Raw genomic sequence first — 14,806 nt, forward strand, 5'->3', positions numbered from 1 at the left:
TAATTCAAGAGCAAGAGTATGACAGCAACAGAGATACAGCATAATGTAGAAAAAGCCTTAGAAGAAATCCGTCCTTTTTTAGTAAGTGATGGTGGAAATATCAAGCTTTTATCTATTGAAAACAATATTGTAAAAGTTCAGTTAGAGGGTGCTTGTAGTGGTTGTTCTGTAAATCAAATGACGTTAAAAAATGGCGTTGAAGCAACTATAAAAAAGTATGCACCCGTTATTGAAGAGGTAATTAATGTAGCCTAAAAACTGATTTTTATCATTTTTTAATCACTACAAACATATTATTTTTGGGCGTTCGGGCGTGCTTTCGCTACTCGCTTTTTTTTAAATAGAAAAAATTTAAAAAAGAGCTTAAACAAACCGCTCTATCACTAACGCAACTCGTAAACTACAAAGAAAACCTCCTCTATTTAAAAAAAGAGGAGGTTTAAATACTTAAAAAATGATTACAACAGATATTCTAATTATAGGGGCAGGTCCAACAGGATTATTTACTGTATTTGAAGCAGGATTGTTAAAATTACGCTGTCATTTAATTGATGCATTGCCACAACAAGGAGGTCAGTGTTCAGAAATTTATCCAAAGAAACCGATTTATGATATTCCTGCGTATCCAGAGATTTTAGCAGGTGATTTAACGGATAAATTAATGGAACAAATCAAGCAATTTGAACCAGGATTTACCTTAGGCGAACGTGCCGAAACTATCGAGAAACAAGAAGACGGAAGTTTTCTGGTAACCACCAATAAAGGAACACAACACCAAGCACCCGTAGTAGCAATTGCAGGAGGTTTAGGAAGTTTTGAACCAAGAAAACCACCCATTCCAAACATCGCTGATTTTGAAGATAAGGGCGTGGAATACATGATTAAAGAACCAGAATTATATCGCAATAAAAACGTGGTAATTGCTGGTGGTGGAGATTCTGCTTTAGATTGGTCAATTTTTTTAACAGACATTGCAAAATCGGTCACTTTAGTACACCGAAGAAATGAATTTCGTGGTGCTTTAGATTCTGTTGATAAAGTACAAGAATTAAAAGATGTAGGAAAAATCAACTTAATAACACCTGCGGAAATAAAAGGAATTGTTGGACAGAATCATGTTGAAGGCGTTGTGATTGCTGAAAAAGATAAAGAAGAATATACATTAAACTGCGACCATTTTATACCTTTATTTGGTTTATCACCAAAATTAGGACCTATCGGAAATTGGGGCTTAGAAATTGAAAAAAATGCAATTAAAGTTAATAATTCTTTAGATTATCAAACAAATATTCCAGGAATATATGCCATTGGCGATGTAAATACGTATCCTGGGAAATTAAAATTAATTTTATGCGGTTTTCACGAAGCAACTTTAATGTGTCAGAGTGCGTTTAAAATCATTTATCCAGATAAAAAATACGTAATGAAATACACCACAGTAGGCGGTATTGATGGTTTTGATGGAACTCGAAAAGAAGCGCCAAAAGCAGTTGTAAAAGCGATAAATTAATTCCATTAAATCTCAAAATAAAAGCATAATTTTACGAGTTATATAGAATGTTATATTTGCTACTTTTAAAATAAGTGAAAGTAGCAAATAAAACAATTAATTATATTGGTAATTGAGAATTTGAGAAGTAATGAGTACAATAGAAAAACCACTAGAAAACTATAATATCTGTTTAAAAGACACTGTTGAAGTTTTTACCAAAAAAATATTTTATGCCTTGTTCGATCAAGAATTTAAGGCAAAGAATAAAGAACGTATTACTGAAAATTTCTTTGAAATAACAAGACGTTTAAAAATAAAAAATGCGCCTGAAATTTGGAAATCATTTCAAGATAAATTACCAGAAATAAGAAGAGAATTAGATTTAGATGCTATTGCTTTTGAAAAAACAGATCCAGCAGCAAAAAGCTTAGAGGAAATTTATTTGGCGTATCCAGGGTTTCATGCTATTGCAGTGTATCGTTTAAGCCATGAATTGTACCGTTTAAAAGTGCCTACTTTACCAAGAATGATGAGCGAATATGTGCACGGATTAACAGGTACCGATATTCATCCAGGAGCTACAATTGGCGCTTCGTTTTTTATAGATCATGCCACGGGAATTGTTATTGGTGAAACCACATTGATAAAAAATAATGTAAAAATTTACCAAGGAGTTACTTTAGGAGGTATTCAGGTGAAAAAGAGTTTAGCGGAAACAAAAAGACATCCGACCATCGATAATAACGTTACTATTTATGCCAATGCGACTATTTTAGGTGGCGATGTTATAATTGGTGAAGGCAGTGTAATAGGAGCTAATGTGTGTGTTACCGAATCAGTACCGCCAAAATCGTTAGTTATTTATCAAACAGAAAATAAAATTGTTTCATTACATAAAGTTTAAATTATGAAAGCAAAAAAAATAACCGACTTTGTTGGAAATACGCCTTTAGTAGAGGTTAGTAATATTTTGGATAAAAAAGGCGTACGTCTTTTTTTGAAATTAGAAGGAAATAACCCTGGAGGAAGCGTAAAAGATAGGGCTGCTTACAATATGATTTTAGAGGCATTAAACCGAAGAAATATTAAAAAAGGAGATCATTTAGTCGAAGCAACTAGCGGAAATACAGGGATTGCATTGGCATTTATAGCAAATGTATTAGGCTTGAAAATGACCCTAGTAATGCCTGAAAACTCTACAGAAGAACGTATAAAAACCATGAGAGCTTATGGTGCAGAAGTTATATTAACATCAAAAGAAGAAGGAATTGAAGGATCAAGAGATTTTGCCCAAAAATTACGCTATAAAAAAGGGTATTTTATGCTAAATCAATTTGAAAATAACGATAATTGGAAAGCACATTATAAAACTACAGGCCCTGAAATTTGGAAAGATACCGAAGGTGAAGTAACACATTTTGTATCGGCAATGGGAACTACAGGAACTATTATGGGTGTTTCTACCTATTTAAAAGAACAAAACCCAAACATTCAAATTATTGGAGCACAACCAACCGATGGTTCAAGTATTCCTGGAATTAGAAAATGGTCAAAAGAATATTTACCAAAAATATTTGATCGTTCAAAAGTAGATCAAGTACTAGAAGTAAGTGAAAATCAAGCTAGAAATATGACCCGAAAATTAGCGAGTCAGGAAGGTGTTTTTGGCGGTATGAGTAGCGGTGGTGCTGTGCATGTTGCTTTGCAAGTTGCAGAGCAGATTGAAGAAGGAATTATTGTCGCTATTATTTGTGATATCGGTGATCGATATTTATCATCAAATTTGTATAATTATTAAAATACAAGATTTATTAGAGCCTGTTTAAATTTCATTTAAAAACATTTTATTTGAAAAATCGCATCCGTCAAACTGAATTTATTTCAGTTTCGCATCCTGATTTGCCGTAGTTCTTCTCTTTATGCGATTCTGAAATAAATTCAGAATGACGAGAATTTGGTTTTTATTTAATTTTTAAACAGGCTCTTAAAAATAATTATCAAAATACTTATAAAAAATAAAAAAAGTTCGTTAATTTGCACTTTATTAGTTCATTAATTTAATAAGAATGTTATCAAGAAAGGTGGAGGGATTAGACCCAAAGAAACCTTAGCAACCCTTTATTTGATTAATTTAAAAATTCTAAAATTTTCAAATTAATCAAATAAAGAAGGTGCTAAATTCTACTTAAAAACTGTTTTATTACAAAATTACAGCTTTTTAAGAGAGATAACGGCAAAGAACTTTTCCTCCTCTTTTCCTGATAGCTTCTACCAATAATATCAGGAATGTCAAACATTTATCAAGAAATACAAAAACGTATTCTAGTGCTCGATGGAGCAATGGGAACGATGCTTCAGGCGTATAAATTTACCGAAGAAGATTTCCGAGGAAAACGCTTTAAAAATTATCCAACATCGTTGCAAGGAAACAACGATTTACTTTCCCTTACACAGCCCGAAGCTATAAAAGAAATCCATGCAAAATATTTTGCAGCAGGTGCCGATATTATAGAAACCAATACTTTTTCAGGGACAACAATTGCGATGGCTGATTATCAAATGGAAAATTTAGTCTATGAATTAAATTATCAATCAGCAAAAATAGCCAAAGAAGTTGCCGATGAATTTACCCAAAAAGAACCGCATAAACCACGATTTGTAGCAGGTTCAATAGGTCCAACAAATCGTACCGCAAGTATGTCGCCAGATGTAAATGATCCTGGCTATAGAGCCGTTACTTTTGATGAATTACGCATCGCTTATAAGCAACAAGTGGAAGCACTTTTAGATGGCGGTTGCGATATTTTATTAGTAGAAACTGTTTTTGATACCCTAAACGCAAAAGCGGCATTATTTGCCATTGAAGAAGTAAAAGAAGCCCGAAAAATAGACGTTCCAATCATGTTAAGCGGTACAATTACCGATGCCAGCGGAAGAACGTTGTCGGGGCAAACTGCCGAAGCTTTTTTAATTTCTATTTCTCATATTCCGCTGTTATCCGTAGGATTTAATTGTGCTTTAGGCGCTAATTTATTACAACCTCACTTAGAAGCAATCGCATCGAAAACTAACTTTGCAATTTCGGCGCATCCAAATGCTGGACTTCCAAATGCTTTTGGCGAATACGATGAAACTGCTCAAGAAATGGCAGATCAAATTGAAGAATATTTCAAGAAAAATCTGATAAATATTATCGGCGGATGCTGCGGAACAACGCCAGAACATATTGCTGTAATTGCCCAATTAGCAACTAAATATCCTCCAAGAAAATGCCTATAAAACAAGAAATTAAACAAGAAAAATATTTGCATTTATCGGGTTTAGAACCATTGGTTTTAAATGAAAATAGCAATTTTATTAACGTTGGAGAACGTACCAATGTTGCAGGTTCTCGTAAGTTTTTACGATTGATAAAAGAAGAAAAATTTGAAGAAGCATTAGCCGTTGCAAGGCATCAGGTAGAAGGCGGAGCGCAAATTATCGATATTAATATGGATGATGGTTTGATTGATGGAAAACAAGCCATGGTTCGTTTTTTAAATTTGATTGCCGCCGAGCCTGATATTTGCCGTGTTCCGCTGATGATTGATAGCTCAAAGTGGGAAATTATTGAAGCAGGTTTACAAGTTGTACAAGGAAAAAGTATTGTAAATTCTATTTCTTTAAAAGAAGGCGAAGAAAATTTTATTTGGCAAGCAACGCAGGTTAAAAGATACGGAGCGGCGGTAATTGTTATGGCTTTTGATGAGGTTGGGCAAGCTGATACTTATCAAAGACGTATCGAAATTGCTGAACGTTCGTATCGTGTTTTGGTTGATAAAGTAGGCTTTGCATCCGAAGATATTATTTTTGATTTGAATATTTTTCCTGTCGCTACAGGAATGGAAGAACATCGAAAAAATGCCATCGATTTTATTGAAGCAACTCGTTGGGTGCGTCAAAATTTGCCAAACGTAAGCGTAAGTGGTGGCGTTAGTAATGTGTCTTTTTCTTTCCGTGGAAATAATACCGTGCGAGAAGCAATGCACTCGGTTTTTCTATATTATGCGATTCAAGCAGGGATGAATATCGGAATTGTAAATCCTGCGATGTTAGAAATTTATGATGATATTCCAAAGGATTTATTAGCGCATATTGAAGATGTTATTTTAGATAAAAGAGAAGACGCAACGGAGCGTTTGTTAGATTTTGCAGAAACCGTAAAAGGTGTTAAAAAACAAGATGAAGCAACTGTTTTAGCTTGGCGAAGTTTGCCATTGCAAGACCGAATTACACATTGTTTGGTAAAAGGAATTGATGCTTTTATTTTAGAAGATATTGAACAAGCACGGCAAGAAGCGCAAAAACCAATTCAAGTTATTGAAGGCAATTTAATGATCGGTATGAATGTGGTTGGCGATTTATTTGGTGCAGGAAAAATGTTTCTGCCTCAAGTGGTAAAATCGGCTCGGGTGATGAAAAAAGCAGTGGCATATTTAAACCCATTTATTGAAGCCGAAAAAGGCGAAAAACAACAAGCTTTAGGGAAAATTTTAATGGCAACTGTAAAAGGTGATGTTCATGATATTGGTAAAAATATTGTAAGTGTTGTTTTAGGTTGTAATAGTTACGAAATTGTTGATTTAGGTGTAATGGTTGCACCTGAAAAAATTATCGAAATGGCTAAAAAAGAACAGGTTGATATTATTGGTTTATCAGGATTAATAACGCCTTCTTTAGATGAAATGGTGTATTTGGCAAAAGAAATGGAGCGTCAAAATTTTACAGTTCCGTTGTTAATTGGCGGCGCAACAACTTCAAAAGCACATACGGCGGTAAAAATAGATACTCAATATAAAAATGCGGTGGTTCATGTAAATGATGCTTCAAGAGCGGTAACGGTTGTCAGCGATTTATTAAATAAAGAAACGAGTAACGCTTATGTTGCAAAACTAAAAAAAGACTACGATGAATTTCGGGAAAAGTTCTTAAAACGAGGTAAATCAAAAGCGTATATTTCTATTGAAGAAGCGCGTAAACGTAAATTTAAAATTGACTGGGAAACGTCATCAATAGTAAAACCAAAAGAATTAGGTGTTCAAACCATAGAGCAAGTTAGTTTAAAAGATTTGTTACCTTTTATTGATTGGAGTCCGTTTTTTAGAAGTTGGGATTTACATGGAAAATATCCCGCTATTTTAACAGATGAAATTGTCGGTGAACAGGCAACACAATTATTTGAAGATTCAAGAATTATTTTAGATAAAATCATTACGAAACAATTATTAAAACCTAAAGGGATTTTTGGTTTATTTGAAGCAAATTCTATAAACGATGATGATATTTCCATTCAGAAAAATTCAAAAGAAATTGCTGTTTTTAGAACCCTACGTCAGCAATTAAAAAAGCGAGATGGAAAACCAAGTATTGCTTTAGCCGATTTTATCGCTCCAAAAGAATCAGGAAAACAAGACTATATGGGCGCATTTTGTACCGCAATTTTTGGAGCTGACCAGTTAGCTAAAAAATATAAAGACCAAGAAGATGATTATAATGCGATTATGGTACAAGCAATTGCCGATCGTTTTGCCGAAGCTTTTGCGGAATATTTGCATCACAGAATACGAACAAAACATTGGGGATATGCAGTTGATGAAAATTTATCCAACGAAGAATTAATAAAGGAAACTTATAAAGGAATCCGCCCTGCACCTGGTTATCCTGCTTGTCCTGACCATTTGGAAAAACAAACAATTTGGAGTCTTTTAAATGTCGAAGAAAAAATAGGCGTAACCCTTACTGATAGTTTAGCGATGTGGCCAGCAGCAGCAGTTTCAGGATATTATTTTGCAAATAAAGAAGCAAAATACTTTGGATTAGGGAAAATTACCGATGACCAAGTTCGTGATTTTGCTACTAGAAAAAATATCACACTAGAAAAAGCTAGAAAATGGTTGCATCCTGCTATTGCTGAGGTATAAATCACTTTTTTTAATCACATGAAAAAACTACAAAAAAACTATTTAAAACGCCATGAAAGTAACCAAACATATTGAAAAAGCAAATGGAAAAACATTATTTTCGTTTGAAATAATTCCGCCGAAAAAAGGAAATAATATTCAAGATTTATATCAAAATATTGAGCCGTTAATGGAATTTAAACCGCCTTTTATTGATGTAACAACGTCAAGAGAAGAGCATTTATATATTGATAAAGGAAACGGTTTATTAGATCGGAAAATTACTAGAATGCGCCCTGGAACAGTCGGAATTTGCGCGGCGATAAAACATAAATACGATGTCGATACCGTGCCACACGTGCTTTGTGGCGGTTTTAGCAAAGAAGAAACCGAATATTTATTGGTCGATTGCCATTATTTAGGAATTGAAAATGTCATGGCGTTGCGGGGCGATGCCATGAGTCATCAAAAATATTTTGAAAGAAGTAAAGGTGGGCATCAATATGCAACTTCTTTGGTGAATCAAATTCAAAATTTGAATAAAGGGAAGTATTTACACGATGTTATTGAAGCAAATCATAAAGCTGATTTTTGTATCGGTGTTGCTGGGTATCCTGAAAAACATTTAGAAGCTCCTTCTTTACAAACTGATTTAAAGAGATTGAAAGAAAAAGTTGATGCAGGAGCAGATTATGTGGTTACGCAAATGTTTTTTGACAATAAAAAGTATTTTGAGTTTGTAAAGCACGCAAGAGAAATAGGCATTACCGTACCGATTATCCCTGGAATAAAACCCATTGCGGTAAAGCGTCATCTGCAATTATTGCCACAAGTTTTTAAAATTGATTTGCCACAAGATTTAATCATCGAAATAGAATTGTGTAAAAATAATGAGCAGGTTCGAGAGGTTGGCATTGCATGGGCAATTGCACAATCACAAGAGTTATTAAAAGCGGGTGTGCCTGTTTTACATTATTATTCGATGGGAAAAAGTGATAATATTAAAGCCATTGCCAACGCGTTATTTTAAATTTTTAGTACTATTTTTTTTACTGTTTTTTATTTTGAAGATATTTATTTTTGATAATTTCGGCGACAGTTTTATTGGCAATTTTAGATTCTAGCCAAGAAAGAATATCTAAATATAAAAAAGCTCTTTTTTCATACGGATGATGTTCATATACTTTTAAACGGTCGTATATTTTTTTAAATTCCTTTTTTATTTGATGCGGAAAAACATCACCTAACGCTTTTATTGAAGATATAAATTCTTTTTGAACTTCTTGAAGATTTTCCATTTTTAATAAAAAGCGGTAGGTGTCTTTAAATTGACGTTCAAAATCATAATCTAAACCACATTCGTAATGAGCAATTAAGCTTAAAATTCGGGCAAAACATTGCAGGTCTTCGGCAACATGAATTTTTTTAGAAGAAATAATTTTATTCAAATAGAAAATACATTCTTTATTTTTTCCCATTCCAAAATACAAACTCGCTATTTTGTAATACATCAGCACAATATGATGATTATCTAATTTATTTTTATAAAGTGCAATTTTACTATTGATAGTTGCCACTAAATATTCTCCTTCCGAAAAAGTTCCTTCTAAAAAATGCAAGTGTAATTTATTGGCATAATAATATTGAAAAATTAAAATTTCGGTATTGCTATTTATCGGAATTAAATTATTGTCAATTTCTTGCTCAAAAGAAGTAAGCTCTTCTTTAAATTTTTCAAAATGTTTGATAAAAAATAAACTTTCCAGTAAATAATTTTTTCCTTTCAGATAAAAAACTGGATTAATCGTAATATTTCGGGTATCATTTTTAAATAAATAGACCCATTTATGTGCATATTTATAACTCTGAAGAAAATCTTGCGTTAAAAAACTACGCCATAAATTTGCTTTGTAAAGCCATAATTTTTCTCTGAACCCTAATTTTTTGTAATCATAATTTGGCAATTTAGAATTGAAATATGTATGTACTTTTTGAAGTTCGATATCATTTCTGGCATAGCCTGTTTTTAGCAACGCGCCGTATAATTGCAAGGATAAATTCGATAATTTACTCGTAATTACATTTTGCTGACTTAGTTCTTTTGCTTGAATCGTTAATTCATCGGCTCGAGTATTAATACTTCGTGTAATGTGTTGACTTTCAATTAGTTTTTCAAATTCTACAATTTCGTACGCAATGTTTTTCTCTTCGCTATCAATTGCCATATTTTTGGCTTTATCGAGTAGTTTTAAACTTTGTTTGTACAATCCTTTTTGATATAAAATAGTCGCAAAATCCAATAATTCTCGAATTTGAATTCGGATATTTTTATGTGCTGGATTCATACGTAAACTAATCAATAATTGTTTGTATAGATGGGCTTTTAAGTTTGATAATTGTTGCTTGCTCACAATCCCACTTTTGATGATTATTTTTTCATCATATTTTTTTTGTTTTTCTAAGAATTTGAATAGTGCAAAAAACTTTGCGTGATTATTTCCTTCTAAACGACCAACGTAAAGATTAAACTGACGTTTTTCGGATTTTGATAATGATTTTATCAAAACAAATAACATATCGTTTTGTTGATTGGATAGTGTAGTAGATTTAATCATAAGTTTTTGTTTATCAGTATTTTAAAATATGTTTTTTTAGCTTTAATATCGTAAGTAGTTGCTTTTAAAAAAATAAATTAATCGCACTAATATATATATTTGATTAATTAAAGGTAAATAAATTAATAGAGATGCAAAACGATAAAGTCCAAATTTTTGATACAACACTTCGTGATGGCGAGCAAGTGCCTGGTTGTAAGTTAGACACCACACAAAAATTAATTATTGCCGAACGACTTGATTTTTTAGGCGTGGATGTTATTGAAGCTGGTTTTCCTGTGTCGAGTCCAGGAGATTTTGCTTCTGTACATGAAATATCAAAAATTGTTAAAAATGCCACGGTTTGTGGTTTAACAAGAGCCGTAAAAAAAGATATTGAAGTAGCAGCAGAGGCGTTAAAATATGCTGTAAAACCAAGAATACATACAGGAATCGGAACAAGTGATTCTCATATAAAATATAAATTTAATTCGTCGCAAAGTGAAGTTATCCGAAGAGGAAAAGAAGCGGTTTCTTATGCCAAGAATTTTGTAGATGATGTCGAATTTTATGCCGAAGATGCAGGAAGAACAGACAATGCTTTTTTAGCCAAAGTCTGTGAAGAAATGATACAATCAGGCGCAACAGTTTTAAACATTCCTGATACCACAGGATATTGTTTGCCTGAAGAATATGGTGCGAAAATCAAGTATTTAAAAGAAAATGTAAAAGGAATTGAAAATGTAATCTTATCTTGTCATTGTCATAATGATTTAGGTTTGGCAACCGCAAATTCAATTGCTGGAGTTATCAATGGTGCAAGGCAAATAGAATGTACGATTAACGGAATCGGAGAACGTGCAGGAAATACCGCACTAGAAGAAGTCGTAATGATTTTAAAACAACATCCGTATTTGAATTTGCAAACCGATATTAATACCAAATTATTATACGATACCAGTATGATGGTGCGTGAAAGTATGGGGATGCTAGTACAGCCAAATAAGGCAATTGTTGGAGCAAATGCCTTTGCGCATAGTTCAGGAATTCATCAAGATGGGGTTATCAAAAATAGAGAAACCTATGAAATTATGAATCCGTTGGATGTTGGAGTTACTGAAAGTGCTATCGTTTTAACGGCTCGAAGCGGAAGAGCCGCCTTGGCATATCGTTCTAAAAATATTGGCTACGAATTGACAAAAATACAGTTAGATTCGGCGTATCAGTTATTTTTAAAAGTTGCTGATACACAAAAAGAAGTGATTGATGAAGATCTTCATAGATTAATGAAGGAAGTCAATAAAATATCAAAAATAATAATATCATAAATATAAATGATAATGGGAAAAACATTATTTGACAAAGTTTGGGATGCTCATGTGGTCGATTCTATTGAAAACGGTCCACAAGTTTTATATATCGACAAACATTTAATTCATGAAGTTACCAGTCCGCAGGCTTTTAACGAACTAAAAGAACGTGGAATTTCCGTAGCGCGTCCTGATAAAATTGTTGCAACTGCTGACCATAATACGCCAACGGTAAATCAACATTTACCTATTGAAGACGATTTATCTAGAAATCAACTAGCGGAATTAACTAAAAATTGCAAGGAAAATAATATTACTTTATATGAATTAGGGCACAAAAATAACGGAATTGTACACGTTATTGCGCCAGAATTAGGAATTACACAGCCTGGAATGACCATGGTTTGTGGAGATTCTCATACTTCTACGCATGGAGCTTTTGGAACCATTGCCTTCGGAATTGGAACAAGTCAAGTAGCACAAGTTTTTGCAAGTCAATGTTTGTTGCTTCAAAAACCGAAAAGTTTGCGAGTTACCGTAAACGGAAAATTGAAAAAAGGCGTTTTACCTAAAGATGTTATTTTATATATTATCGCTCAATTAGGAACCAATTCAGGGACAGGGTATTTTTGCGAATACGCAGGAAATGTCTTTGAAGAAATGTCGATGGAAGGCAGAATGACGGTTTGTAATATGAGTATCGAAATGGGTGCAAGAGGTGGAATGATTGCTCCTGACCAAACTACTTTTGACTATGTAAAAGGAAAAGAATTTGCTCCGAAAGGCGAAAATTTTGATAAAAAAGTAGCCTATTGGAAAACCTTAAAAACGGATGCTGATGCTACTTTTGATAAGGAATATACGTTAAATGCTGAAGATATTGAGCCGATGCTTACTTTCGGAACAAATCCAGGAATGGGAATTAAAATTTCTGAAAATATTCCGCAGGAAAATGATGCGTCTTTTGAAAAATCATTATCCTATATGAATTTTCAAAAAGGAGAAAGTTTAATTGATAAAAAAATAAATTACGTGTTTATTGGAAGTTGTACTAATTCTAGAATTGAAGATTTTAGAGAAGTTGCAAATTACGTAAAAGGAAAGCAAAAAGCGCAAAATGTAAACGCTTGGCTAGTTCCTGGGTCGCAAAAAGTGGCAAAACAAATTGAATCCGAAGGCTTAAAAACTATTTTTGAAACGGCTGGTTTTGAATTGCGTCAACCAGGATGTTCGGCTTGTTTAGCGATGAATGATGATAAAATTCCGGAAGGAGAATATTGTGTTTCAACATCAAATAGAAATTTTGAAGGAAGACAAGGACAGGGTTCTAGAACCATTTTAGCAAGCCCATTAATGGCAGCAGCAGCAGCCGTAGCAGGGAAAATCATTGATATTACAAAACCATTAAATTAATACGTTAAATAAAATGGAAAAGTTTATAAAATTAACAGATACCGCAGTTCCGCTAACAACAGAAAATGTGGATACCGATCAAATTATTCCCGCTCGTTTTTTAAAAGCGACTGATAAAAAAGGCTTCGGCGATAATGTTTTTAGAGATTGGCGTTTTCATAAAGATGGAAGCATAAACGAAGATTTTATCTTAAATAATAAAAATTATAAAGGAAGTATTTTAGTTGCTGGCGATAATTTTGGATGCGGTTCGAGTAGAGAACACGCGGCTTGGGCGTTGTCTGGCTATGGTTTTAAAGTAGTTATCAGTAGTTTTTTTGCTGATATATTTAAAGGAAATGCTTTGAATAACGGAATTTTACCTGTACAAGTATCCGAAGAATATTTAAAAGAATTATTAAAAGTAGTACTTGAAAAACCAAACACCGAAATAATTGTAGATTTGGAAAATCAACAACTAAAAACACCCGTTGGTACCAGCGAATTTGATATCAATCCATATAAAAAAGTATGTATGATTAATGGGTATGATGATATCGATTTTTTAGTTAGTAAAAAAGATAAAATAGAAGCTTTTGAAGCATCATTATAATCAAAAAATATAAAAAATGAAATTTAATATCGCTGTAATTCCAGGGGATGGTATAGGACCCGAAGTAACTGCTCAAGCTCAAAAAGTTTTAAAAGCAGTAGCAAATGTGTATGACCATACCTTTATATTTAACGAAGGCTTAATGGGAGCTTGTGCTATTGATGTTACAGGAAATCCGTTGCCAGAACAAACCATTGATTTATGTAGAAAAAGTGATGCTATTTTGTTTGGTGCAATTGGCGATCCTAAATATGATAACGACCCTACCGCAAAGGTGCGCCCAGAACAAGGTTTGTTAAAATTAAGAAAGGAATTAGGGCTTTTTTGTAACGAACGTCCTGTAAAAGCATACAGTCAATTAATTGATAATTCTCCTTTAAAAAGAGCAATTATTGAAGGAACTGATATTACCATTTATAGAGAATTAACAGGCGGTATTTACTTCGGAACAAAAGAATTAAGTGAAGATAAGCAAACCGCTTTTGATGGTTGTTCTTATTCGGTATTTGAAATTGAACGTATTGCACATTTAGCTTTTAAAGCTGCTCAAAATAGAAGAAAAAAATTAACGTTAGTTGATAAGGCAAATGTGTTAGAAACCTCAAGACTATGGCGTAAAACAGTTACCGCTTTGGTGAAACAATATCCTGATGTTGCACTTGATTTTATTTTTGTTGATAACGCAGCAATGCAATTAATTTTAAATCCAACGCAGTTTGATGTTATTTTAACCGAAAATTTATTTGGCGATATTTTATCAGATGAAGCAAGTGTAATTGGTGGTTCTATCGGTTTATTAGCATCTTCTTCTATCGGAAAAGAAAATGCACTTTTTGAACCAATTCACGGTTCATTTCCACAGGCAAAAGGAAAAAATATCGCTAATCCATTGGCATCTATTTTATCCGCAGCGATGTTGCTAAAACATTTAGAATTACACGAAGAAGCAGAATTGATAGAAAAAGCTGTCGAAAAATCATTAGAATTAGGAATTACGACCGAAGATATTCATTCTGATAAAAATTTCGGAACTAGCAAAGTCGGCGATTTTATCGAAGATTATATTTATAATCAGGAAGATAGCAACATCAATTTTAAAAATATCCATACTGGACAAAGTACGATTATATAATAATTATATTTTTTATCAAAATAAATTGAAATTACCTAGGATACTTTAATAAAAAACATGCATATTTGCAGAATCAAATGAAAAAACAAATTTTAAATATTATTTCTATTATTGTCATTGTAATTATTTTGCAAGGATAGGAAGTATATATTTTTATAATTATAAATTGAAAGCTTCCTATTTTTTAGGGAGCTTTTTTTATGGCTATTATTTAAAATTTCTAAAAAAAATAGGCTATTGAATATTAGAAAATAAATAGTTTAAATATTTGTTAATTAGGTGTTTGAGTCGTAAAAGGCGTTTGTAGATATCATTAAATTATAGAAATTATACA

Annotated in this window: 12 protein-coding genes and 1 riboswitch; of the genes, 11 read left to right on the forward strand and 1 reads right to left on the reverse strand. The window is 32.8% G+C overall.

All coding sequences use genetic code 11. From position 1 onward, the window contains the following. The first annotated feature begins 18 nt into the window (after positions 1-18). From L0U72_RS08955 to metF, 7 genes are all read left to right on the forward strand, one after another. Positions 19-255, forward strand: coding sequence for a NifU family protein (locus L0U72_RS08955; protein WP_101918460.1), 237 nt, complete (start codon positions 19-21; stop codon positions 253-255). Positions 256-454: 199 nt separating this feature from the next. Next, on the forward strand, positions 455-1,510 hold the full coding sequence (locus L0U72_RS08960) for an NAD(P)/FAD-dependent oxidoreductase (protein WP_233898928.1): 1,056 nt from the start codon (positions 455-457) through the stop codon (positions 1,508-1,510). Between the two features lie 130 nt (positions 1,511-1,640). Then, the gene (gene epsC / locus L0U72_RS08965; RefSeq protein WP_233898929.1) at positions 1,641-2,396 is read left to right on the forward strand and encodes a serine O-acetyltransferase EpsC; all 756 of its coding nucleotides are present in this window, start codon (positions 1,641-1,643) and stop codon (positions 2,394-2,396) included. Positions 2,397-2,399: 3 nt separating this feature from the next. Then, on the forward strand, positions 2,400-3,290 hold the full coding sequence (gene cysM / locus L0U72_RS08970; protein ID WP_233897255.1) for a cysteine synthase CysM: 891 nt from the start codon (positions 2,400-2,402) through the stop codon (positions 3,288-3,290). Between the two features lie 268 nt (positions 3,291-3,558). Beyond that, a riboswitch (SAM riboswitch) is annotated at positions 3,559-3,726 on the forward strand. Between the two features lie 52 nt (positions 3,727-3,778). Further along, positions 3,779-4,771 carry a homocysteine S-methyltransferase family protein gene (locus tag L0U72_RS08975; RefSeq protein WP_233898930.1) on the forward strand — a complete coding sequence of 331 codons (993 nt, stop codon included), beginning with the start codon at positions 3,779-3,781 and terminating at the stop codon, positions 4,769-4,771. Further along, the gene (gene metH, locus L0U72_RS08980) at positions 4,762-7,452 is read left to right on the forward strand and encodes a methionine synthase (RefSeq protein ID WP_233898931.1); all 2,691 of its coding nucleotides are present in this window, start codon (positions 4,762-4,764) and stop codon (positions 7,450-7,452) included. Before L0U72_RS08975 ends, metH begins: the two co-directional genes overlap by 10 nt. Positions 7,453-7,504: 52 nt before the next feature. Continuing rightward, positions 7,505-8,461, forward strand: a complete 957-nt coding sequence (gene metF / locus L0U72_RS08985; RefSeq protein ID WP_233898932.1) for a methylenetetrahydrofolate reductase [NAD(P)H] — start codon at positions 7,505-7,507, stop codon at positions 8,459-8,461. 19 nt (positions 8,462-8,480) lie between these two features. On the opposite strand, the gene L0U72_RS08990 is transcribed toward metF, so the two are convergent. Continuing rightward, positions 8,481-10,046, reverse strand: coding sequence for a hypothetical protein (locus L0U72_RS08990; protein ID WP_233898933.1), 1,566 nt, complete (start codon positions 10,044-10,046; stop codon positions 8,481-8,483). A gap of 131 nt (positions 10,047-10,177) precedes the next feature. On the opposite strand from L0U72_RS08990, the gene L0U72_RS08995 reads away from it, so the two are divergent. The 4 genes from L0U72_RS08995 to leuB are packed head-to-tail and all read left to right on the forward strand — an operon-like array spanning position 10,178 to position 14,472. Further along, entirely contained in the window at positions 10,178-11,353 is a 1,176-nt protein-coding gene (locus tag L0U72_RS08995) for a 2-isopropylmalate synthase (RefSeq protein WP_233898934.1), read from the forward strand. Positions 11,354-11,365: 12 nt separating this feature from the next. Beyond that, on the forward strand, positions 11,366-12,748 hold the full coding sequence (gene leuC / locus L0U72_RS09000; RefSeq protein WP_233898935.1) for a 3-isopropylmalate dehydratase large subunit: 1,383 nt from the start codon (positions 11,366-11,368) through the stop codon (positions 12,746-12,748). 13 nt (positions 12,749-12,761) lie between these two features. Further along, the gene (leuD, locus tag L0U72_RS09005) at positions 12,762-13,340 is read left to right on the forward strand and encodes a 3-isopropylmalate dehydratase small subunit (protein ID WP_233862156.1); all 579 of its coding nucleotides are present in this window, start codon (positions 12,762-12,764) and stop codon (positions 13,338-13,340) included. Positions 13,341-13,356: 16 nt separating this feature from the next. Then, the gene (gene leuB / locus L0U72_RS09010; RefSeq protein WP_233898936.1) at positions 13,357-14,472 is read left to right on the forward strand and encodes a 3-isopropylmalate dehydrogenase; all 1,116 of its coding nucleotides are present in this window, start codon (positions 13,357-13,359) and stop codon (positions 14,470-14,472) included. The last annotated feature ends 334 nt before the right edge of the window (positions 14,473-14,806 follow it).

The sequence above is a fragment of the Tenacibaculum piscium genome, assembly GCF_021390755.1.
GTDB lineage: Bacteria > Bacteroidota > Bacteroidia > Flavobacteriales > Flavobacteriaceae > Polaribacter > Polaribacter piscius.

What these genes read in the sequence shown, in the direction of transcription:
- L0U72_RS08960 (WP_233898928.1), top strand. Translation starts at nt 455, where the DNA reads ATGATTACAACAGATATTCTAATTATAGGGGCAGGTCCAACAGGATTA.
- L0U72_RS08955 (WP_101918460.1), top strand. Translation starts at nt 19, where the DNA reads ATGACAGCAACAGAGATACAGCATAATGTAGAAAAAGCCTTAGAAGAA.
- metH (WP_233898931.1), top strand. Translation starts at nt 4,762, where the DNA reads ATGCCTATAAAACAAGAAATTAAACAAGAAAAATATTTGCATTTATCG.
- cysM (WP_233897255.1), top strand. Translation starts at nt 2,400, where the DNA reads ATGAAAGCAAAAAAAATAACCGACTTTGTTGGAAATACGCCTTTAGTA.
- leuC (WP_233898935.1), top strand. Translation starts at nt 11,366, where the DNA reads ATGGGAAAAACATTATTTGACAAAGTTTGGGATGCTCATGTGGTCGAT.
- metF (WP_233898932.1), top strand. Translation starts at nt 7,505, where the DNA reads ATGAAAGTAACCAAACATATTGAAAAAGCAAATGGAAAAACATTATTT.
- L0U72_RS08975 (WP_233898930.1), top strand. Translation starts at nt 3,779, where the DNA reads ATGTCAAACATTTATCAAGAAATACAAAAACGTATTCTAGTGCTCGAT.
- L0U72_RS08995 (WP_233898934.1), top strand. Translation starts at nt 10,178, where the DNA reads ATGCAAAACGATAAAGTCCAAATTTTTGATACAACACTTCGTGATGGC.
- L0U72_RS08990 (WP_233898933.1), bottom strand. Translation starts at nt 10,046, where the DNA reads ATGATTAAATCTACTACACTATCCAATCAACAAAACGATATGTTATTT.
- leuB (WP_233898936.1), top strand. Translation starts at nt 13,357, where the DNA reads ATGAAATTTAATATCGCTGTAATTCCAGGGGATGGTATAGGACCCGAA.
- epsC (WP_233898929.1), top strand. Translation starts at nt 1,641, where the DNA reads ATGAGTACAATAGAAAAACCACTAGAAAACTATAATATCTGTTTAAAA.
- leuD (WP_233862156.1), top strand. Translation starts at nt 12,762, where the DNA reads ATGGAAAAGTTTATAAAATTAACAGATACCGCAGTTCCGCTAACAACA.